Genomic DNA, 20,441 nt, shown 5'->3' on the forward strand with positions numbered 1-20,441 from the left:
CGAAAAAACAATTTAAAACCAAAGGCATGTGATTTCTGGTCTAGAATAGTAGTTCTCGGCTAAGATGGGAAGTTAACTAAGCGAGCCACTACAAATTGATACAAAGAGGGTAACAGACCATGCTTTACGCAAAACTCGATAATGCAGGTAACATTGTTGATATCGCAACCTCACAATCAGAAGAATATGGACTATTAGTAGCCCCCAATGAACCCAGTGTTGCAAAAATTTTAGAACAAAAATTCGCCGATAACGACTCTCGCGATACACAACAAATGTTAACCGACTCAGACGGCGACATGATGCGTATACTCGAAGATTTAATCGACCTGTTGACGGAAAAACGTTTAATTCAATTCACCGAATTGCCGCAAGCGGCCCAAAAGAAACTGCTGAGCCGTAAATGGGTACGTGGCGTTCACGCTCATCATGATGAAAGCTTGATAGCTGACAATGACACAATAGCCTCTTCTGACGGAGACTCTTTTATTTAACCAGCTTTGCGCTCCTAATAGGAAGATCAACCTATTAAGATCATATGTCTTGCACACGCCCAATGACAAAACCTTGACCACCAGACACGTCAAATCTTTGTAGCGCTTTGCATTGCTCATCACTTTCAATGCCTGTGGCAATCACATCAATATGTAAACTACCAAACATTTTACATAAGGTATGCATGAAAAAAGATTCCGACTCTTTCCCTGCTGCCATTCGCGTGTAAGACGAATCGACTTTCACATAATCTGGCATGAGACTTTTCAAATATTGGAATGCAGAGAATTGCTTACCAACATTATCCACTCCAAATTTCACATCAAATTGCTTTAGTATTTGCGAAAGTTTTAACGCATTCTCTTCATCTGCTAAAACATGTTGCTCTGAAATTTCAAACACTAATAATTGCTTTACTCTATTGTCTAGTGCTTGCAATGTTTTCACTAGCCATGCAATAAACTCGGGCTTATTAAAAGAAGACGCTGACAAGTTAATGGCCAATGGATGCGAGACTCGCTGTGTCTGAATATGCTCAATCACACTTTGAATGATGACTTGGTCAATCTGACTCCCCAGATCAAATTGTTCTGCTAAGCCAATAAAGAACCCCGCATGATAATCTTTACCTTCATAACTCAAATTCATGAAGATTTCTTCATGGAGAAGCGACCGCTTTTCATTTAAGACAACCACTTTTTGTTTCTTTAGGTTAAACGACTGGTTATCAATGGTGGCCTCCAAAATACGTTTCCAATCCGTTCGGCTTAACGAGGTATCCTGATTGGCATTCAGCTCCATGACTTTTACCGAATTTTCACCAGCTCGCTTCGCTTCACGTAAAGCGGTATCAGCTTGTGACATAGCACCGCTACGAGTCACTGAAGCATCAAGTGTAACCGCACCGATATTGCCGACATAAGATGAATAACTGATATCAGCCATACTCAGATCCTTTAAGGAGGCCATTATGTCATGAGCAATCTTCTCTAAGCGACTATGATCAAAATTAGGCAAAAGAACCACAAAATCTGCCCCTGACAAACGTGCTAAGGTTGCCGTTGAAGACACCTCTGCCACTTTTTGCTGGATAATTTCTGCCGTTGCCTGAATAAACACATCTGCCGACTCATAACCACGCTCGTTATTGAGTTTTCCAAGATCGGCTAAACTGATCAGCAACAAGCCATCCTCTCCACGCTGCGGTTCAGCAAAGTGCGCTTTCATCTGACTTTCAAAGAAATTTCGATTACCCAAACCACTAACCGAGTCTTTAAAGGCTTTGTTTTGTAACCACTGCGCGGTTTCCATTTCCGTTGCGAAGAGTTTTTCTAACTTGTCCGCCATACGATTCATAGACAGCACCACAGACTTTAATTCGCGAGTTTTAGGAATATTGGTCATTTTGGTAAAACGACGTTGTTGAATGGCATTGGCTTGTTTTTCTAATTCTGCTAAAGGACGGAACAAATAACGCAGAGCAAAACTCCCTAATGCCAACGTAATGGTGCCAATGACAAAAAAGGAAATCAGTAAATCGCGAGACGCCTGCCATAATTGATGATAACCATAGCCTGCACTGCCAGTCACATAGACTTGTCCTAATTCATTCCAACCATTAGAAATAACCGCCTTAGCCACTGGAACTTGGAAATCAATAAGGCTGATAAACCAACTTGGCACGCCGACAATTTTGGTTTCGTTGGAACGCACTATGTTGTCATCGGTGGCGTACACATGGATTTTCACTTCGGAGAAGTATCCGCTATCAAATACCGCATTAATACTGCTGTCGACAGCCGCATAATCGTCAAGCGCCATGTAATCCGACACAGACATACTCAATGAAGTAGCAGTATCTTGCGTCGTAGATTCCAATTGCCCAATCAAATAGCCCTTGGTGGTATCAAAGTTTATTCCCATAACAACAGCCAGCATCATTGAGAAAATGGCCACTATGGTTATCAATAATTGGCGAAACAACGTCATCCAAATTCTCCTAATTTGCCACCGTGTTCAAACGGTTATTTAAATCTGTCCACAAACTCAAGCGGGAAGAACCGCCCACCAGCACACCTCGTCCCTTCTCTTTGGATAGCCACAAGTTTTCGGCGTTAAACGAATATATTGGCGATAAATCATTGCGTTTTGAGGCGGGTTTCAATTCTTTGTCTAGGTTGTCCAAAATCACGGGGACCGAAGTAGGCTTATGATAATAGGCCAAGACCATATGATGCTGATTCAGGCGTAAGGCTTTAACATAAACCAAACGAAGCTTTCCATCTGGCACACCCAATTCACGTAGAGTAAAGTACTTGGCAATGGTGAAGTCTTCACAATCTCCGGCTCGCATCCCTAGAAATTCAATGGGGGTTGCCCAATAGTCCTGCTGCCCCCACAAATCAATATCGTTGACAAAATCCATCTGATTAAAAAAATTATTCACCTTGGCCAGCTTATCAGCCATGGACAGATCTTTGGAATCATTAACGATTTGTCGCCAAGCCAATATACGTTTCTCTGCATTGGCACCATAAACTTTAGCGGCTTGCTTAGCTATTTTCCGATATTTATCTGATACCTCAGCATGAAGATACAAAGAAGAGATCAAACAGGCGAGCAGCAGTACGCCAATCAATACTGGCTTCTGGCTGGTCATTATCCATGACAAAAAGGGCCTGCTTGTTAGGCCACTATTAGTCGTTGCTTGGCGATTTAGCATTAAAAGCCGCTAATTGCTCAGGCGTTGCTTCTGGTTGATATTTTGCCTTCCAGCTATCATAAGGCTCACCATACACGTATTCACGAGCTTGGTCGTAACTCACATTGACTCCTCGATCTTCTGCCGCGGAAACATACCATTTACTCAAACAGTTTCGACAAAAACCTGCAAGATTCATTAAGTCGATATTTTGTACACTTTTGTTGTCGTCTAGGTGTTTTAGTAAACGGCGCAAAACAGCCGCTTCGATTTCAGTTTGTTTTTCCATGATGTCACTCTCTTTCAAGGGTTATTAATTACCTTTATGCTCAGCAGGTTGTTGTCGCCACTGCCACGCTTGCGCCTGTTGCATAAAGTTTCTAAGTAGCTGCATGTCATCGCCTCGCAATTGTTCAATACAATAGGAACAAGCTTCCAATGTGGACAAGGCTTGTTCACTCGGTGCTTTACGAATCGCATAATGGCTCTGTGGTGGTTGGGCAAAACTAATACAGGTAAAATTTTGCAGCACCTTCTCTGTAAACATCCATTTCTTAGCTTTGCGCCATGTTGCATCTAACAAGATTACGCCATCTATGTTCGATTTTTCCTCAGCGCCCAAGGCTTCGACCCAATGAGCCGATTCGCTTGGGAAAAGTAACCGCCAACGACTCGCCATTAAATCTGATAAGCTCTCTATTTGAGTCACACTGATGCACTTTATCTTTGGCAATGCCAAACGCAGTAACGCCACAGTATTTTTGGCATGTTTGGCTTCTTTAGGGTCTTGTACCACGATGATCTTGAGTGACGTATCAAGCTTTGGTATCCAAGCACAAACACATTGGAGTTGTAAAAAACCACATTCACTACAAGTCTTACGCCGCTCAGACAAGCTATTCACCGTCAATCCACTACCGATAAATCAATGAAAGCATTTAAACCAATTTTTCAAGGTAAGCTTTCACCACTTGATCCCAACCAAGATCTAAGGCTTCCACCGTCAAAGCATGGCCTATAGAAACTTCTGTTATGCGACCAGGATCACACAAGGCCGCTACATTTTGTAAATCCAGATCGTGGCCTGCGTTCACTTCTAAGCCAGCATCTAGTGCCGCTTGTGCCGCTTCTTGATAAGACATTAATACTGCTTCCGCTTGCTCGGTGCCATAAGCATTAGCATAAGCCTCTGTGTACAACTCGACACGATCTGCACCCACTTCTTTCGCTAACGCCATATTTTCCGCCACAGGATCCATAAACAAGACCACACGAATGCCCTTTTGTTTCAATGTCGCAATAACAGGACGTAATGCATCTTGATCGCGAGACAAGTTCCAGCCATGATCCGAAGTCAGCTGATTTGGATCGTCTGGCACTAAGGTACACTGATGAGGCTCTACTTCTAAAACCACATTTAAAAATTGCGCATCAGGAAAGCCTTCAATGTTTAATTCAGCTTGCGGATACGCCTTAAGCAGGGTCTTTAAATCATGGGCATCTTGATAGGTGGCGTGACGCTGGTCGGGCCTTGGATGGATGGTGACACCAAAGGCGCCAAGCTTGAGAGTACGTTCTGCCATTTGCACCATATTAGGATAATCTCGACCGCGAGAATTTCTTAATAATCCAATTTTGTTCAAATTAACGCTTAAATGTGTCATGCCTTATTCTCTCGATTCGATCATTTTGCTGCATTATAAAACAAACTCTGCTTGGCCAGTACCAAATCTGCTCATGACAGGGTAAAACTCGCAGCAAAACTTAGCTTTGCCCATTTCTTCTGATGCTTTGTGGTAAACTCCCTCACCTATCTTGACTGGATCTAGGAGCCTTGAATGCTTTACGAACGCTTCGACGATATTTACCAACGAGCAGCGCAGCGCCACGGTGGTGAACAAGCTTTAGAACAGAAACTGAGTAACCCCTTATCGAGCGCGCAACTGAGTAAACTAAGTGATGACAGATGGTTAGCGGCTTTCAGCCAAAAGGTGTTTCAATCTGGCATCAGTTGGCAAGTGGTACGTAATAAATGGCCTAACTTTGAAGACGTTTTTTTCAAATTTGATATTGAAAAAATGCTACTTATTCACAATGAAATGTGGGAAGAAAAAGCCAAAGACCCTCGCATCATTCGTCATTTTGGTAAAGTCATGACCATTCGTGATAACGCTATGATGATTCATGATTGCCAGCGCCAACATGGCTCCTTTAGTCAATTTGTGGCGAATTGGCCGAGTAACGAGATTGTTGAATTGTGGAAGTATCTAAAAAAGCATGGCGCACGCCTAGGCGGAAATACAGGCCCTTATACTCTTCGTAGCATGGGCAAAGACACCTTTCTGTTAACCAAAGATGTTGAAGGCTATTTACGCCATCATCAAATCCTTACCACAGGCAAAGACACACAAGCGGCTTTGCAAGCAGCGCAACAAGCGTTTAACCATTGGCATCAAGAATCAGGGCGCAGTTACACAGAAATCAGTCAATGCATTGCCCTCAGTATTAATTAATTCAAACACATTTAGGAGATTTCATGGCCGATCTACGCATCGACATTATTTCGGATTTAGTCTGTCCATGGTGTTACCTTGGTTACTCAAGACTCAAACAAGCCATAGATCAATTAGGCGAAGATTATAAAATTGATATTCGTTGGCAACCTTTTGAGTTGCATCCAGACATTTCATTAAGTGGCGCAGATCGTGATGTGTATCTAAGTGAAAAATTTGGCAGTCAGGAAAAACTGAACGAAGTAAACCATGCTTTACAGCATGTTGGACAGGAAGCCGGAATTGAATTTAACTTCTCTGAAAAAGATCGCGTACCGAACACTAAGTTAACGCATCAATTTATGTTAGCGGCCAGTAAAGCCTCATTAGCAACCCCTTTTGCCCTAGCACTCTTTTATGCCTACTTTACTAATGGAGAGGACATAGGTTCAGCAGAGGTCTTAGAGAAGGTGGCAGTGGCAACAGGTTTAAAAACCGATGACATTGCCTACGCCAACAGCGACAAGGCTCGTCAATTAACAGAGAAAAAATTGCAGCATCTTCGTCAAATGGACATTCAATCTGTTCCTACTTACGTGATCAATGACAAATACATGCTGCATGGCGCACATGACCCTGAGTCATTTTTGAAAGTGTTACACGACATTGCTGCAAAAGAAATCAGCTAAATAGCCCAAGCTTTTGCACTCAGTTTAGGACAAAAAAATGGGAGGCAATCGGCCTCCCATTTTTTTACTTCAGAAAAACTATCAATACTCTCAGATTAATAAAAAATTTAATGTTGATAATCATTCACATTAAAAATAGAATCGAAACATATAAACACTAATGAGAGTAATTTTCATTCCATGTACGTATGTATCTGCAATAAAGTATCTGATAAAGACATCAAAGCGTCTGTTCAGCAAGGCGCGACTACCATGCGTGCTCTGTACAAAGAACACAGCATTGGTAGTCAATGTGGCAAATGCTGCCAATGCGCTAAACAGGTGCTGAATCAAGAACTCATCAAAATAGCAGAGTGCCAATCACAAGTTGCTTGATCCAATATATCTGTCTTACATCTGAGACTGTAGATAGTTTTCAATTCCTGAAGTTTTAATCAATTGTTGCTGAGTTTCCAGCCAATCAATCTGCTCTTCTTGCTCTTCCAGAATTTTTTCCAGCGTATCACGGCTCATAAAATCCAACTTTTGCTCACAAAGATCAATAGCGGATTTAACGGCTTCAATGGTCGCCAACTCAAATTCTAGATTTGCGGAAATCATTTCTTCGCTGTTTTCACCAATACGAAGACGACCTAGGTCTTGAAGGTTTGGTAAGCCCTCCAAAAACAAGATTCGTTCAATCAAACGGTCTGCATTTTTCATTTTCTGGATAGAGGTTTTATAATCCGCTTTATCCAAAGCTGAAAAACCAAAATCTTTAAACATACGAGCGTGCAGGAAGTATTGGTTAATTCCCACCAACTCATTTGCTAACACTTTATTCAGGCCAGCAACAACATCGCGATCACCTTTCATAATCGACTCCTAGCTACCCATCTGAGATTGGTGGTAATTCTGCATACCCACCTTATCCATGAGACCAAGCTGCTGTTCTAACCAGTAAACGTGATCTTCTTCTGTATCAAACAAAAGTTTTTCCAAGGTTTCACGAGTTTGATAATCCCCCTCATCTTCACAGATTTTGATGGCATCGCGAACGCAAGCAACCACTTCTAATTCCAGAGTCAGGTCATTTTGCATCATGGATTTAACATCAGAACCTATTAGCAAATCACGACGCTTTGTCATGCAAGGTACACCTTCCAAGAACAAAATACGTTTGATTAACCAATCAGAATGCTGAGTTTCTTCTTCCATTTCATGGTTCAGACGCTCATAAAGCTTATTCAAGCCCCAATCGTCATACATACGAGAGTGAATGAAGTACTGATCAATTGCTGCTAACTCGTTAGCCAACAATGCATTCAGACTATCAATTACTTTCTGACTGCCTTTCATATTTCTCTCCTCGTCGTTTGCTCTAACTTCAACAGCATAATAGAGCTAAGTTAACACCTATTATTAAGGGTTATGACCTAGGTGTTATTCAGTCATAACCCCTTTTGTCCACTGACTAGCGATCAAACAGATCGGTGTCAGTAGTGGAAGTGCTAGCATTAAAAGCTTTGCCTTCACCTAGTTTCACTTCTAACCCGTCGACTCGCTGGAAACCTCTTGGCAATTTCAAACCACGTCGGCCACGCTCCCCCATGTATTCTTGCAAATCTTTTTCGACAAAATTAACAAATCGCTTGCCAGAAAACGCCACTAAAAGATCATCAGGTTGAACACAAGCCATTGCCACTACCAGCTCTTCTCCCTGTGCTGCACGAGCACTCGGAATGCTGATCATCTTATTGCCTTTACCTTTGGCCATTTGCGGTAACGAAGCGACATCGAATACTAACATACGACCCTCGTTAGATATTGCAACAACGCGTCCCGTTTCCGTGTTTGTCACGGCAACGGGGGACAATACTTTGGCTCCAGCAGGCAAAGTTAAAGTAACTTTACCCGCTTTATTTTTAGCATATAAATCCTTTAATTGCGCAATAAAACCATAACCCGCATCACTGGCAACCAAATAATGCGCCTCTTCCTTATCCAGAACCGCCGCTACAATTGTGGTGCCTTTTTCTAAACTAATACGACCAGTAATAGGCTCACCCTGACCACGCGCCGATGGCAATGAGTGGGCTTTTATTGAATAAGTTCGTCCGTTAGAAGCTAACAATACCAAGGTCTGATTTGAGCGTCCTTTAGTACTGATAAGATATTCATCGCCAGATTTGTAACTCAGCCCCTGAACGTCAATATCATGGCCTTTTGCTGCACGGATCCAACCTTGTTTCGAAATCACAACCGTGATTGGATCGTTTGACATTAAGTCTTCTTCACTGAATGCCTGCGCTTCTTTACGGGCAACGATAGGAGTACGACGTTCATCACCATAAAGATCAATGGCTTCTTGAATTTCATCACTGATCAATTTTTTCAGTTTGCGGTCGGAAGACAATAACCCTTCTAGGGTTTTGCGCTCTTTCTCAAGCTCGTCTTGTTCTCCCTTAATGCGCATTTCTTCCAATTTCGCTAAATGACGTAATTTCAATTCCAAAATGGCTTCAGCTTGTACATCACTTAAACCAAAACGTGCCATCAACTCTACTTTTGGTTTATCTTCATTCCGAATGATTTCGATCACTTCATCTATGTTTAGATAAGCAATTAACAAACCTTCCAAGATATGCAGGCGATTCAGCACCTTGTCCAAGCGGAATTGCAAACGCTTACGCACGACATCAATTCGGAAGCGTAACCATTCAGATAAGAAGTTTTTTAGTGGCTTAACCTGCGGCAGACCATCTAAGCCAATGACGTTCATGTTTACACGATAGGATTTTTCCAAATCCGTGGTGGCAAACAAATGTGTCATGACGGCGTCCACATCGACTCGATTGGACTTTGGTACAATGACCAAACGAGTTGGATTTTCATGATCAGATTCATCGCGTAAATCCACCACCATAGGCAGTTTCTTGGCCTGCATTTGCGCCGCGATTTGTTCTAATACCTTGCTACCTGATACTTGATGTGGAAGTTCGGTGACAACAATTTCACCCTCTTCCATATCAAAACGAGCACGGGCTTTGATTTGCCCTTTTCCGGTTTCATACAGTTTAACTATGTCACTACGAGGCGTAATGATCTCTCCACCGGTTGGAAAATCTGGACCTTGTACGAAGTTCAAAAGGTCGTCCAACTCGGCATTCGGATTGTTTAATAAATGAATACAAGCTTGGCCCACTTCCGTTAAGTTATGCGGAGGGATGTCCGTTGCCATACCCACTGCAATACCTGTGGTACCATTTAATAACAAATTGGGTAAACGGGCGGGCAACACCGCAGGCTCTTGCATGGTGCCGTCAAAGTTAGGTACCCAATCCACCGTACCTTGCGACACTTCTTTAAGAAGTACATCGGCATATTTCGACAGGCGAGATTCTGTGTAACGCATGGCAGCGAAGGACTTTGGATCGTCTGGGGCTCCCCAGTTACCTTGACCATCAACCAACGGGTAACGATAAGAAAAAGGCTGGGCCATTAACACCATGGCTTCATAGCAAGCACTGTCACCATGCGGGTGAAATTTACCCAGCACATCACCAACGGTACGAGCCGATTTTTTGTACTTTGCAGTCGCTTTGAGTCCGAGTTCACTCATGGCATAAATGATGCGGCGTTGAACGGGTTTTAAACCATCCCCTATATGAGGTAGAGCACGGTCTAAAATGACGTACATGGAATAGTTCAGATAGGCTTTTTCTGTATAGTCTTTTAATGAAAGGGTTTCATTCGACTCGAAATTTGACAACTCACTCAAGCAAGCATTCCTTCTTCTATCATTTATTTCTTTTCGCTAAGCTAGCAAAGGCTTTAAATCTCTTGGCACCACTATAAAGAAACACCCTGAGGTACTGCAACACTCAAAACAAGAATATAATGCAAGGGGTAGTGTCTCATGCTTTAATGAGAATAACTTAATTAAGAACTTATCCTTCCTTAATAACATAAATACAAGGCACAAGATGGTGAGTCAGGCAAACCAAAATACACTCCCTGTTATTCAGTATCCTCTATATGGTGACAGCGAACGTATTATCATACACCAGCAAGATGATGTCATGATCCTTCATGAAAGACTGAGTCAAGAAGCCACACCGACTCGCTTATATCAACCTGCGCAAGCAAGCTTTTTTTTCTTGCTAACCGGTGAAGTCCACATACAAAGTCAACAGAATGCAGTGAACATCAAGGCTCAACAAGGTGTTTGGTTTCCTATAAATCAAACCAGCATCTTAACCTTATTAACACCTAACGCCAGCCTTTGCGTGATCCGTTTTAACAAAGTTAAAGCAAATTCTATAGTGCCTGACACGCTACAAAAAGTATCCAGCGGTACAGTAGACAGTCAGATTGAAAAGAAGCAAGTACAAGTCTGGCCCTTATGGGAAACGAAAGAAACACGAATTAGCATTGAAAAATACCCAGCAAGATACAGCGAAGCCCTTTATTATCAGAAAGACGCTATGCATTACATCTTGCCATTACAAGGACAAACCTATTTAGCCAATAAGCAAGCGGCTGCTTCCCTTTGCTCTGAATGGGGTCAAGTTATCCCAGCGAAACGAGCCAGCGCTATTCTCAACCCTCATGAAGAAGTTATAATCCTACTCTCATTGGTAATATCAAAAAAAGCGCCATTAAAAGGACGGGTGATCGTGCTAAATCGACCCATTAATTCTCTTAACGCAAAATTAACGCCGTCAAAATGTGATCTTCCCAGCGACCATTGATCTTAAGATAATCCCTCGCTGTACCTTCTTTTTCAAAGCCAAGACGCTTGAGTACAGCTGCACTACGTTCATTTCTCGGCATATAGCCAGCCTGAATTCGCTCGATGTGCTGCTCCTTTTTCATATATTGGATACCAGCCTTGAGCATTTCCGTCATCAAGCCTTTACCTTGCTCCTGTTGTCGCAAACTGTAACCCAAGTTACAGGCTTGAAACACACCTCGAACGATATTGGAATAGTTACTGTAGGCCAACATTTTGCTTTCATCGGCATTAAGTAAGCACAGTACACACGATTTATCTTCCAAAAAGTCCCGTCGCATTTCTCGAACTCTTAGCTGACAGGTTTCCATTGAGTAATAAGCCTCATTTCTCAATGGCTCCCATGGTGCCAAAAAATCCCTCTCGTCATTCACATAATCAAACAGCAGGTGCGCTTGAGATTGCTCTAATAAACGCAACACGCCTCGTGGCGTTTTTATATAAGGAAAACGCGAGTTTTGCTGACCGACATTTGAATTTTTAAACGACATATCCTGATTCACGGTGCAGAGTTTCATAGAATACTCTTGATACCAAAAATGCTCCCCCAAAGACAATACCCGCCGCAACATTTCATCATCCTGCCAGGCCTTTGCTTGCGAGGCTTTTTGCCAATAGGTAATCAGACTATAGATTTCACCATAGCAGGACTCTTCCCCCATATAGCCTGGTTTGTCTTTGGCCATCATCAACAGCTTTTCAATCATGATGCGCTGGGTTAAATCATCGAGCATTAATTTGATAGAAATCACAACGGCAAAATATTTTTCGTCCTGAGTGGAACTAAATACAGTCATGAAACCTCTAAGTAAGTGATTTTGATGCGTTCGTATGTGTCTTTTTAAAGGGTAAGGTCAGTCATTTATCACTTTTAAGAAATTCACCTTGCTGACCGAAGTATTTACTCTTTTTCATCTATGGCATTCGTATAGACACATCTTACAATGCCAAGAAAAGAATGACATAGCTGTGGTAAAAGTGGCTTTGTCATTCATCATACTTTATTAATATTCCCCTTTATTAATAAAGTTAAGGATAGCTTGATGCCCGCCTTGTGCGGGCTTTTTTTTACGATTTTCAGTTGTCACAAAAAAAAGCGAAGTTGAATCGCCATCAAACTTCGCTTTTTAACGTTACTATAGATCAAGCTTACCGTTAAGAAACTCTCTCACCATGAGCTTGTTTGTCTGCATGATAAGATGAACGGACCAAAGGCCCACAAGCAGCATGGGTAAAGCCAAGGTCTTTGGCGACTGCTTCATAGCGAGCAAACTCTTCTGGTGGCACAAAGCGCGCCATTGGGAAATGGTGCTTAGAAGGTTGCAAGTATTGACCAATGGTTAACATATCAACCTTGTGAGCACGAAGATCTTTCATGACTTCAACGATTTCTTCAAAGGTTTCCCCCATTCCCACCATCAAACCTGACTTGGTTGGTACATCTGGACAACGGTCTTTGAAGTTTTTCAATAAGTCTAATGACCACTGATAATCCGAACCTGGGCGCACCTGGCGATAAAGACGCGGAATCGACTCCAAGTTATGGTTAAACACATCTGGTGGGGCTTGCACCAAGGTTTCCACTGCCACGTCCATACGTCCACGGAAATCTGGAACCAAGGTTTCGATTTCAATATTTGGACTGGCCGCACGGGTTTCACGAATACAGTCAACAAAATGCTGAGCACCACCGTCACGCAAGTCATCACGGTCAACGGAAGTGATTACCACGTATTTCAATTTCATATCGCGGATCGCCGCCGCAAGCTCTTTTGGCTCATCTGGACTTAACGGATTTGGACGACCATGCGCTACATCACAGAAAGGACAGCGACGAGTACAAATCTCCCCCATAATCATGAAGGTCGCCGTACCATTACTGAAACATTCACCTAAGTTCGGACAATTTGCTTCCTCACACACAGACGCCAATTTGTGTTCACGTAAAGTGCTTTTGATACGTGCAATCTCTGGAGAAGCTGGCATACGAACTCGCAACCATTCAGGCTTACGCGGAATCTCTTCTGTCGGTACTATTTTAATCGGGATACGTGCCATCTTATCGGCGCCACGTAGTTTTTCCCCTTGAATAACGCGTTTGCGTTCTGCTGTCATTCTAGTTCCACCCTTGTTGGATAGTCGGACTGGTGTATCCGAGGTGTTCAGCTAGCTGATTGGCCAACTGAGTCTTTATATCAGATATGCTTACATCTGCTTTTAGACGCTGCATATCAATCATCTGTAACCCTTGATAACCACAAGGGTTAATTCGATTAAATGGTGTCAGATCCATATCGACATTTAACGCTAAACCATGAAATGAGCAACCACGACGCACCCTCAAACCTAAGGATGAAATCTTCTTTTCATCCACATACACACCCGGTGCATCTGGTTTGGCATAAGCGTCAATGGCATTTTGCGCCAACACTTTGACAATGGATTGCTCCAGCACAGTCACCAAATCTCGCACACCAATACCAAGACGTTTCAAGTCAATCAACACATAGGCGATTAATTGTCCTGGACCATGATAGGTAACTTGCCCACCACGATCAGCTTGATAAACTGGAATATCTCCCGGGGCTAACAGATGTTCTTCTTTTCCGGCTTGTCCTTGAGTAAATACCGCTGGATGCTCAAGTAACCATATCTCATCTGCATCTTGCTTGGTTCGCTCTTGGGTAAACTGCTTCATGCGCTGCCAAGAATCTTGGTACTCCACTAAACCAAGATCACGGCATATCAAGTCTAATGTCATTTATAAAACCATCTTAACTGCGTTCACTGCCATTAGATCAGCATGTAACGCAGACAATTGCGCCTCGCTTTGAGCAACAATACGGAAGCTGAAACTGACAAATCGCCCCTTACTAGAACGATTAGTGGTGACAGCGTTCGGATCCATTTCTGGTGCATGGTTCTTAAAGCAGGCCACGATATCAGCATGAGCTCCCTCAGCATCCACAGAAACCACTTTGACTACGTAGTTTTCACATGGAAACTCAATTTTTGGGGCATCAGGTTGCTTACCAACCTGATCACCCTCTTTCGTAATTAACGCCATTTATCTACCATTCGCCACTAAGGCTTAAAATAAGTTCGCAAAGAAAAGGCGAATATTATCAAATAAGCGCTTGAAGAAACCACCCTCTTCTACCGCTTCCAAAGCAACCACTGGATGCTCATGCAAAACGTTATCTGGTGTACTTACAATCACAGTACCCAATACATCGCCGACGGCAATTGGCGCGGTAATTTCTTTTTTCATATCCAGTGTCGCAGGCAAAGAATCCGCTTGCTGACGTGGAATGGTCATCAACACATCCTCAGCAAATCCTACTTTTACTGAATTTTCACTGCCACCCCATACACGTGCATTATTAACAACTTGACCACGGCTATATAACTTACGAGTTTCGTAGTAACGGAATCCATAATCTAATAATTTTTGTGAATCTGTCGCACGCGCTTGATCGGATTTTGTGCCCATCACCACACTGATTAAACGGGTACCATTACGCACAGCAGAAGCAGCTAAACAATAACCTGCTTCATCAGTATGACCTGTTTTCAAACCATCCACAGTTTTATCACGCCACAGTAACTTATTACGATTAGGCTGATTTATGTTATTGTATTTAAACTCTTTTTCAGCATACATCTTATAGTTTTCTGGAAACTGCAAAATAGTAGCACGAGACAACTTGGCCATATCATGAGCACTAGAATAATGCCCTTCCGCTGGAAATCCAGTCGAATTCACAAAATTCGTATTATTCATACCCAATAATTGCGCATGTTGGTTCATTAAATCTGCAAATGCCGATTCACTGCCTGCAATGTATTCCGCAGCGGCCACACTAGCATCGTTACCTGATTGAATAATAATTCCGCGCATTAGGTCTTCCAAAGATACCTTAGTACCTTCACGAATAAACATGCGTGACCCTTTCATACGCCATGCTTTCTCACTAACCTTAATCTGGTCAGACAAAGACAAGTTACCGCGCGCCAATTCATACTCTATGATATAAGCCGTCATTAGCTTAGTTAAACTGGCTGGCGGGTATTCCTTCTCTGCATTATGAGAAACCAGAACATCACCTGTGTAAGCGTCCATCAGGATATAACTTGTTGCTGACAATTGTGGTGGTGTAGGAATTAATGCTGGAGCGGCCGAAACAGATGTACATACAAGGCCAAATACAAGTGATAATGTCGCGAAAAGTTTTTTCATACCCAAAAAAGTCGTCTTCCAAAAAATGATTGTGAATAATACTAGAGCACAACTGGAATCTCTAGCCCAAGCCCATGAGCCTTACGGAAGTAAAGCTACTCTTACGGAATCTCCAAATCCGCTTTCAAGTAGCTTCCCTTGCCACTTTTGTAACTCATTAGCCTCTTTGTAGGGGCCAACCAGCACTTTATAAAGCCCATCGTCTTGCTGATTTACTTCAACGCGAATATCTGTATCAAACGCTTCAAACAAGCGATGCTTTAATTTCTCAGCCGATGCTTGAGAACTAAATGCCCCCAATTGCAAATGTGTAAATACCACTTCAGGGGCCTTTTCATCGGCCCCTTGCGATACGGCTGAAGCCTTATCTGGCAAAGCTTGCGGTGTCAAATCCAACACTTCATCTGGCTGATAAGACTGACCCTTTTCTGGTGTGATCGCCTCAACTCGTACTCTTGCCAAACCTTTTTTATGGTAATCCAGCCGAACCGCTGCCGCATAGGAAAGATCAATTAACCGATTCCCATGAAATGGCCCTCTATCGTTCACCCGAACAATCACTGAGCGATCATTATCCAAATTGGTTACTTTCAAATAAGTCGGTAACGGCAAGGATTTATGGGCAGCAGAAAATGCATACATGTCATATATTTCCCCATTTGAGGTTTTATGACCATGAAACTTCTTGCCATACCAGGAAGCCGTTCCTTCTGCACTGTATCCTTTCGCTGAATCCATTACCCAATATTTTTTACCCCATACCTCATAAGGACTTTTATTTCCGCCACGGCTTTTCGGCTCCCATTTTGGAATCAGATCAGGTAAATGATCTACTTTCACATCACCACTAGGCCCATGATCTTGCAAAATTGTGTAACGACCACCCCCAGAGGCTTTATCATAATCTATGTTGTTTTCGTCATACCCTAAGACATGGCGAGTACTCATACATCCAGTCAACATCATGCCAAATAAGCTTATGACAAGCAGTAGTTTAATGCGTTTCATAGGCCTCTATACTTTTCGCCAATTCCAACACTGACATGGCGTAACGTCGACTCGGATTATAGTCCATCACGGCAAAGAAATTTTCATAGGCCAGCCAATAAGACATTTCCTCTGGTGCGGTCCGTAAACCAATTAAACCCGTTTTCTCTGCAGAGAATTGCTGCGTCGGCAACACATTTACAGCAGACCACTGTTCAATGTGCTTGCTAGGCCTACGCCCCTTATTAATCTCTTCTTCCACTACCAAAGGATCTGACACTTTAGCAGTAACAAACCAAGGTTGATTTTGCCGCCAACCATGGTGTTTTAAATAGTTAGCAACACTACCAATAGCATCTGCTTCTGAGCGCCACAAATCGATTTGTCCATCTTGATCATAATCGATAGCTAATTTCTGATAATTACTTGGCATAAATTGCACCATGCCCATCGCACCAGTATATGACCCTTTTGTTTCGCCAATGTTCCATCCTTTAGAACGAACGAGTAACAAATAAGCTTCTAATTCACTTTGAAAATAGTCTTTACGTCTAGGGTAATCAAATGCCAAGGTCGTCAATGATGTAAATACATCTTTGGAGCCGGTAATACGGCCATAGTATGTCTCGACACCAATCAACGCGACAACAACATGGGAATCAACACCAAACTCTTGTTGAGCTTTAGTCAACCACTTGGCATTACGCTGGGCAAATTTTTGACCCGCTTTCATACGATCTTTATTCACAAAGCGAGTTTTATATTGATAATAAGGAATGAGTACTTCAGGCTGGTTGTTCGATTTCTCAATCACCTTGGGACGAACTTTGATGTGCGAGAAAGCCAATTGCAGCCTCTCTTTATCGTAATCATGTTGATTAACCATTTTATTAATGAAAATCTGTACTTCTGGATAACCGGCATAAGAGTCTTCCCAGGCCTTTGGCATCTCTTCCAGCAAAGCCTTACTCACACCTGAGTTAGCTGGCATATCCTTTTGCTCAACAGCGCTGCATGCGGTTAACCCAATCGCAATAAAAACCGTAGCTGCTAGCTTAAACATTATCTCGCTCTTTTATGTGTTTGAATCGACATTAAAATTCCAAAGGTCGCCATAATGGTAATGATTGACGTACCACCATAGCTGACTAAAGGTAAGGGTACCCCAACTACAGGTAAAATTCCTGAAACCATACCAATATTTACAAACATATAAACAAAAAATGTCAGAGTAAGGCTACCTGCTAGCAAACGCGCGTAGTTATCTTCTGCCATGGCCGAAATGTAAAGACCGCGCGCAATAACGAGAAGATATGCAAGAATCAGTAAACCACAGCCCAACATACCAAACTCTTCCGCTAACACGGCAATAATAAAATCTGTGTGACTTTCTGGTAGGAAATCCAGTTGCGCTTGAGTACCTTCTAACCAACCTTTTCCATAAAGGCCGCCAGAACCTATGGCTGTTTTTGATTGAATGATATTCCACCCTGAACCTAAAGGATCACTCTCTGGGTTAAGGAAGGTTAATACTCTTTGCTTTTGATAATCGTGCATCACTTGCCACAGACTAAAACCTGCAATGGGTGCTAGTGCCGCTGCACCAAGAATATAACGCCAACCCAGACCAGCCAGAAATAAGGCAAAAATACCGGATACAGCCACCAATAATGACGTACCAAGATCAGGCTGTCTGGCAATTAAAAACACCGGAGCCACAATTAAAATAAGCACAGTCACTATTTGTTTAAAACTCGGCGGTAAGGCTCGATCAGAAAAATACCAAGCCACCATCATGGGCATAACAATCTTCATGATTTCAGAGGGCTGGAAACGTAATCCCCCGGGGAGTGGCAACCAACGCTGAGCACCTTTTGCGCCAACGCCAAACAGCAAAACCCCAATCAATAACAAAACAATAAAAATATACAAAGCGGGCGACGCACGTCGCATGTATTTGGGCGGCAGTTGCGCTAACACTAAACACACCATCAAACCTACCGTAAAACGAAAAATTTGACGTTCAATCATAGCCACATTCTGTCCAGAAGCAGAATAAAGAACAAATAATCCACCACCGATCAATAACAACAAGGAGCCGATCAATAAAATATCAATGTGCACCAATTGCCAAAGTCTGGCATTGGCAAAGACCAGCACGCGACGATATAAGTTCTCACTCATTGCCATTCCCTTTTAAGTAGTCGTATTGGGCTGGATATTTATCATAAAGATACGCATCAAATAACTTTTTCGATAAATCAGCCGGTTTCGAACTGCTACCGCCGTTTTCAAAGATAGCAAACACCGAAATTTTAGGGTCTTCAGCAGGCGCAAAACCAATGAATAAGGCATGATCGTGTAAACGCTTATCCAACTTTTCAGAGTCATATTCTTCGTCTTCTTGTAAACTGAATACCTGCCCAGTACCGGTTTTACCAGCAATAACATATTCGGTTCCTTGTAAACGTCGCGCCGTTCCTAATGAATCTGTAATCACTTTACGCATGGCTTTGACCATTCTTTCCCAATTACGCTGATCCTTCAGAATAATATCGTGCTCACCGCCTAAATCATCTTCGAATTCAACCGGTTGATCGCCAAGAGTATTCGCCATACGCGGATAGAAATAACGCCCTCGGCTTGCCAAGGCAGAGGTCGCTGAGGCAATTTGCATGGGTGTTGCCACCATAAACCCCTGGCCGATACCCACATTTACTGAGTCTCCCGGGTACCAAGGCTCTTTGTATTTGGCTTTCTTCCATTCATTGGAAGGCAGTAAGCCTGTACTATCGCCATTCAAGTCCAAAATAGTACTGCGACCAAAACCAAATAAAGATAAGAAACTATGAATAGGTGTAATGCCCATCTTATTCGCCAGCTGATAGTAATAAGTATCTACGGACTCAATGATAGAACGTTCCAAGTCAATCCAACCATGACCGCTGCGTTTCCAGTCACGATAGCGACGCCCATCTGGGTTGATCTGATAATACCCTTTGGCAAAATAACGCTCTGTCCATGAAGCAAAACCGTAATCCAGTCCCGCTAGCGCCATAAAGGGTTTAATGGTAGAGGCTGGCGGATAACCACCACGTAAAGCTCGGTTAAACAACGGAAGTTTTTTCGACTGCCTCAATTCTGAATAGTCCGCTACAGAAATACCGCGAACAAACAAGTTCGGATCAAAACCCGGCTTCGACACTAAGGCCAACACCCCACCATTGTTTGGGTCAATCGCAACCACTGCACCTTTATAATCACCAAGCAAGTCATAAGCGTATTGCTGTAATCTGGCATCTAAATACAAATGCAGATCTTTTCCTGGAATGGGGGCCTGTTGCTCTAATTGAGACATGATTCGACCGCGCGCATTCACTTCCACCTTACGAAAACCAGCTTCACCAAACAAGGCCTTCTCGTAATAGCCCTCGATACCCGTTTTACCTATGAACAAAGCACCTTGATATGCTTGTTTATCAACCTTTTCGAGATCGCTTGCAGTGATACGGCCCACATACCCCACCGCATGAGCAAAAGCTTCACCATAAGGATAATAGCGCGTTAACTGAGCTTCGACTTGCACCCCATCTAAGCGATACAAATCAACAGAAACACGAGCCCATTCTTCATCGGTTAATTGTGATTTCAGTGTAATAGACTGATAAGGACGGCGATATTCTTTAAGACGATCATCAAAATTTTCCCACTCATTTTCAGAAATGTTGATGATTTTAGACAACTCTTCTTTTAGATCCAAAAAGTTGTCTACTCGCTCAGGAGTAACGGTCAAACTGTGTATAGGGCGATTGTCTGCTAACACTAAACCATGACGGTCATATATCAGTCCTCGAGGAGGAGGTTCGGTAACCAGCATTACGCGGTTATCATTCGCTTTGGTTTGATAGAGTTCGTATTCTATAACCTGAAGATAAAAGAGACGAGCCATCAAAGTAGAAGCCAACAAAAGCACAAAAATGGCAGCAGCAATGATTCGATTCTGAGTTAAACGCTGCTCCTGACGGTAATTACGAAATTGCTGATGTTGACGGCTCACCTACTA

At 42.7% G+C, this 20,441-nt stretch carries 22 protein-coding genes; 5 read left to right on the forward strand and 17 right to left on the reverse strand.

Annotated features, from left to right (window positions below):
- Positions 1-119: 119 nt before the first annotated feature.
- Positions 120-494, forward strand: coding sequence for a hypothetical protein (locus tag ACXAH2_RS03200; protein ID WP_475076645.1), 375 nt, complete (start codon positions 120-122; stop codon positions 492-494).
- A gap of 40 nt (positions 495-534) precedes the next feature.
- Here the strand turns inward: ACXAH2_RS03200 and ACXAH2_RS03205 are convergent, their stop codons facing one another.
- From ACXAH2_RS03205 to ACXAH2_RS03225, 5 genes are read right to left on the reverse strand one after another with little or no spacing between them, the layout of a single operon-like run.
- On the reverse strand, positions 535-2,484 hold the full coding sequence (locus ACXAH2_RS03205; RefSeq protein ID WP_475076647.1) for a bifunctional diguanylate cyclase/phosphodiesterase: 1,950 nt from the start codon (positions 2,482-2,484) through the stop codon (positions 535-537).
- A 10-nt stretch (positions 2,485-2,494) separates the two neighbouring features.
- Positions 2,495-3,154 (reverse strand): transglutaminase-like cysteine peptidase, encoded by a 660-nt coding sequence (locus ACXAH2_RS03210; protein ID WP_475076649.1) that lies wholly within the window; start codon positions 3,152-3,154, stop codon positions 2,495-2,497.
- A 37-nt stretch (positions 3,155-3,191) separates the two neighbouring features.
- Positions 3,192-3,485 carry a DUF1244 domain-containing protein gene (locus ACXAH2_RS03215; protein WP_475076651.1) on the reverse strand — a complete coding sequence of 98 codons (294 nt, stop codon included), beginning with the start codon at positions 3,483-3,485 and terminating at the stop codon, positions 3,192-3,194.
- Between the two features lie 24 nt (positions 3,486-3,509).
- Complete coding sequence (locus ACXAH2_RS03220; protein WP_475076653.1) at positions 3,510-4,100, reverse strand: tRNA-uridine aminocarboxypropyltransferase; 591 nt, start codon at positions 4,098-4,100, stop codon at positions 3,510-3,512.
- 34 nt (positions 4,101-4,134) lie between these two features.
- Positions 4,135-4,860 carry a pyridoxine 5'-phosphate synthase gene (locus ACXAH2_RS03225; RefSeq protein ID WP_475076655.1) on the reverse strand — a complete coding sequence of 242 codons (726 nt, stop codon included), beginning with the start codon at positions 4,858-4,860 and terminating at the stop codon, positions 4,135-4,137.
- Between the two features lie 174 nt (positions 4,861-5,034).
- Between ACXAH2_RS03225 and ACXAH2_RS03230 the strand changes: the two genes are divergently transcribed.
- From ACXAH2_RS03230 to ACXAH2_RS03240, 3 genes are all read left to right on the forward strand, one after another.
- The gene (locus tag ACXAH2_RS03230; RefSeq protein WP_475076657.1) at positions 5,035-5,709 is read left to right on the forward strand and encodes a DNA-3-methyladenine glycosylase I; all 675 of its coding nucleotides are present in this window, start codon (positions 5,035-5,037) and stop codon (positions 5,707-5,709) included.
- Positions 5,709-6,377, forward strand: coding sequence for a DsbA family oxidoreductase (locus ACXAH2_RS03235; RefSeq protein ID WP_475076961.1), 669 nt, complete (start codon positions 5,709-5,711; stop codon positions 6,375-6,377). Before ACXAH2_RS03230 ends, ACXAH2_RS03235 begins: the two co-directional genes overlap by 1 nt.
- 180 nt (positions 6,378-6,557) lie before the next feature.
- Positions 6,558-6,752 (forward strand): (2Fe-2S)-binding protein, encoded by a 195-nt coding sequence (locus ACXAH2_RS03240; RefSeq protein ID WP_475076659.1) that lies wholly within the window; start codon positions 6,558-6,560, stop codon positions 6,750-6,752.
- 15 nt (positions 6,753-6,767) lie between these two features.
- Here the strand turns inward: ACXAH2_RS03240 and bfr (ACXAH2_RS03245) are convergent, their stop codons facing one another.
- The 3 genes from bfr (ACXAH2_RS03245) to parC form a co-directional block, all read right to left on the reverse strand.
- Entirely contained in the window at positions 6,768-7,232 is a 465-nt protein-coding gene (gene bfr / locus ACXAH2_RS03245) for a bacterioferritin (protein ID WP_475076661.1), read from the reverse strand.
- Positions 7,233-7,241: 9 nt separating this feature from the next.
- Complete coding sequence (gene bfr / locus ACXAH2_RS03250) at positions 7,242-7,715, reverse strand: bacterioferritin (protein WP_353668972.1); 474 nt, start codon at positions 7,713-7,715, stop codon at positions 7,242-7,244.
- A gap of 115 nt (positions 7,716-7,830) precedes the next feature.
- Positions 7,831-10,137: a DNA topoisomerase IV subunit A gene (parC, locus tag ACXAH2_RS03255; protein ID WP_475076664.1), complete on the reverse strand. Its 2,307-nt coding sequence runs from the start codon at positions 10,135-10,137 to the stop codon at positions 7,831-7,833.
- Positions 10,138-10,345: 208 nt separating this feature from the next.
- Here parC and ACXAH2_RS03260 point away from each other — a divergent pair, with 208 nt between their 5' ends.
- Entirely contained in the window at positions 10,346-11,110 is a 765-nt protein-coding gene (locus ACXAH2_RS03260; protein WP_475076666.1) for a hypothetical protein, read from the forward strand.
- Here ACXAH2_RS03260 and ACXAH2_RS03265 read toward each other — a convergent pair.
- The 9 genes from ACXAH2_RS03265 to mrdA all read right to left on the reverse strand — a co-directional run bounded on the left by ACXAH2_RS03265 (position 11,061) and on the right by mrdA (position 20,435).
- Positions 11,061-11,948 carry a GNAT family N-acetyltransferase gene (locus ACXAH2_RS03265; protein ID WP_475076667.1) on the reverse strand — a complete coding sequence of 296 codons (888 nt, stop codon included), beginning with the start codon at positions 11,946-11,948 and terminating at the stop codon, positions 11,061-11,063. The genes ACXAH2_RS03260 and ACXAH2_RS03265 overlap by 50 nt on opposite strands.
- A 358-nt stretch (positions 11,949-12,306) precedes the next feature.
- Positions 12,307-13,266 (reverse strand): lipoyl synthase, encoded by a 960-nt coding sequence (gene lipA / locus ACXAH2_RS03270; protein ID WP_475076669.1) that lies wholly within the window; start codon positions 13,264-13,266, stop codon positions 12,307-12,309.
- Position 13,267: 1 nt separating this feature from the next.
- Complete coding sequence (lipB, locus tag ACXAH2_RS03275; protein WP_475076670.1) at positions 13,268-13,912, reverse strand: lipoyl(octanoyl) transferase LipB; 645 nt, start codon at positions 13,910-13,912, stop codon at positions 13,268-13,270.
- Complete coding sequence (locus ACXAH2_RS03280) at positions 13,913-14,218, reverse strand: YbeD family protein (RefSeq protein ID WP_475076672.1); 306 nt, start codon at positions 14,216-14,218, stop codon at positions 13,913-13,915.
- A 24-nt stretch (positions 14,219-14,242) separates the two neighbouring features.
- Complete coding sequence (locus ACXAH2_RS03285) at positions 14,243-15,391, reverse strand: D-alanyl-D-alanine carboxypeptidase family protein (protein WP_475076674.1); 1,149 nt, start codon at positions 15,389-15,391, stop codon at positions 14,243-14,245.
- 81 nt (positions 15,392-15,472) lie between these two features.
- Positions 15,473-16,399, reverse strand: a complete 927-nt coding sequence (locus ACXAH2_RS03290; RefSeq protein ID WP_475076675.1) for a septal ring lytic transglycosylase RlpA family protein — start codon at positions 16,397-16,399, stop codon at positions 15,473-15,475.
- Positions 16,386-17,441: a lytic murein transglycosylase B gene (gene mltB, locus ACXAH2_RS03295; RefSeq protein WP_475076676.1), complete on the reverse strand. Its 1,056-nt coding sequence runs from the start codon at positions 17,439-17,441 to the stop codon at positions 16,386-16,388. The genes ACXAH2_RS03290 and mltB overlap by 14 nt, the downstream gene beginning before the upstream one ends.
- Positions 17,441-18,562 carry a rod shape-determining protein RodA gene (gene rodA / locus ACXAH2_RS03300; RefSeq protein ID WP_475076678.1) on the reverse strand — a complete coding sequence of 374 codons (1,122 nt, stop codon included), beginning with the start codon at positions 18,560-18,562 and terminating at the stop codon, positions 17,441-17,443. The genes mltB and rodA overlap by 1 nt, the downstream gene beginning before the upstream one ends.
- A complete protein-coding gene (gene mrdA, locus ACXAH2_RS03305; RefSeq protein WP_475076679.1) occupies positions 18,555-20,435 on the reverse strand; it encodes a penicillin-binding protein 2 in 1,881 nt (626 codons plus the stop codon). The genes rodA and mrdA overlap by 8 nt, the downstream gene beginning before the upstream one ends.
- Positions 20,436-20,441 lie beyond the last annotated feature (6 nt).

The sequence above is a fragment of the Marinomonas sp. ABL3_031 genome (assembly GCF_056161265.1).

Coding starts and splice junctions, on each gene's coding strand:
- ACXAH2_RS03200 (WP_475076645.1), top strand. CDS start 120: ATGCTTTACGCAAAACTCGATAATGCAGGTAACATTGTTGATATCGCA.
- ACXAH2_RS03205 (WP_475076647.1), bottom strand. CDS start 2,484: ATGACGTTGTTTCGCCAATTATTGATAACCATAGTGGCCATTTTCTCA.
- ACXAH2_RS03210 (WP_475076649.1), bottom strand. CDS start 3,154: ATGACCAGCCAGAAGCCAGTATTGATTGGCGTACTGCTGCTCGCCTGT.
- ACXAH2_RS03215 (WP_475076651.1), bottom strand. CDS start 3,485: ATGGAAAAACAAACTGAAATCGAAGCGGCTGTTTTGCGCCGTTTACTA.
- ACXAH2_RS03225 (WP_475076655.1), bottom strand. CDS start 4,860: ATGACACATTTAAGCGTTAATTTGAACAAAATTGGATTATTAAGAAAT.
- ACXAH2_RS03230 (WP_475076657.1), top strand. CDS start 5,035: ATGCTTTACGAACGCTTCGACGATATTTACCAACGAGCAGCGCAGCGC.
- ACXAH2_RS03240 (WP_475076659.1), top strand. CDS start 6,558: ATGTACGTATGTATCTGCAATAAAGTATCTGATAAAGACATCAAAGCG.
- bfr (WP_475076661.1), bottom strand. CDS start 7,232: ATGAAAGGTGATCGCGATGTTGTTGCTGGCCTGAATAAAGTGTTAGCA.
- bfr (WP_353668972.1), bottom strand. CDS start 7,715: ATGAAAGGCAGTCAGAAAGTAATTGATAGTCTGAATGCATTGTTGGCT.
- ACXAH2_RS03265 (WP_475076667.1), bottom strand. CDS start 11,948: ATGACTGTATTTAGTTCCACTCAGGACGAAAAATATTTTGCCGTTGTG.
- lipA (WP_475076669.1), bottom strand. CDS start 13,266: ATGACAGCAGAACGCAAACGCGTTATTCAAGGGGAAAAACTACGTGGC.
- lipB (WP_475076670.1), bottom strand. CDS start 13,912: ATGACATTAGACTTGATATGCCGTGATCTTGGTTTAGTGGAGTACCAA.
- ACXAH2_RS03280 (WP_475076672.1), bottom strand. CDS start 14,218: ATGGCGTTAATTACGAAAGAGGGTGATCAGGTTGGTAAGCAACCTGAT.
- ACXAH2_RS03285 (WP_475076674.1), bottom strand. CDS start 15,391: ATGAAAAAACTTTTCGCGACATTATCACTTGTATTTGGCCTTGTATGT.
- ACXAH2_RS03290 (WP_475076675.1), bottom strand. CDS start 16,399: ATGAAACGCATTAAACTACTGCTTGTCATAAGCTTATTTGGCATGATG.
- mltB (WP_475076676.1), bottom strand. CDS start 17,441: ATGTTTAAGCTAGCAGCTACGGTTTTTATTGCGATTGGGTTAACCGCA.
- rodA (WP_475076678.1), bottom strand. CDS start 18,562: ATGAGTGAGAACTTATATCGTCGCGTGCTGGTCTTTGCCAATGCCAGA.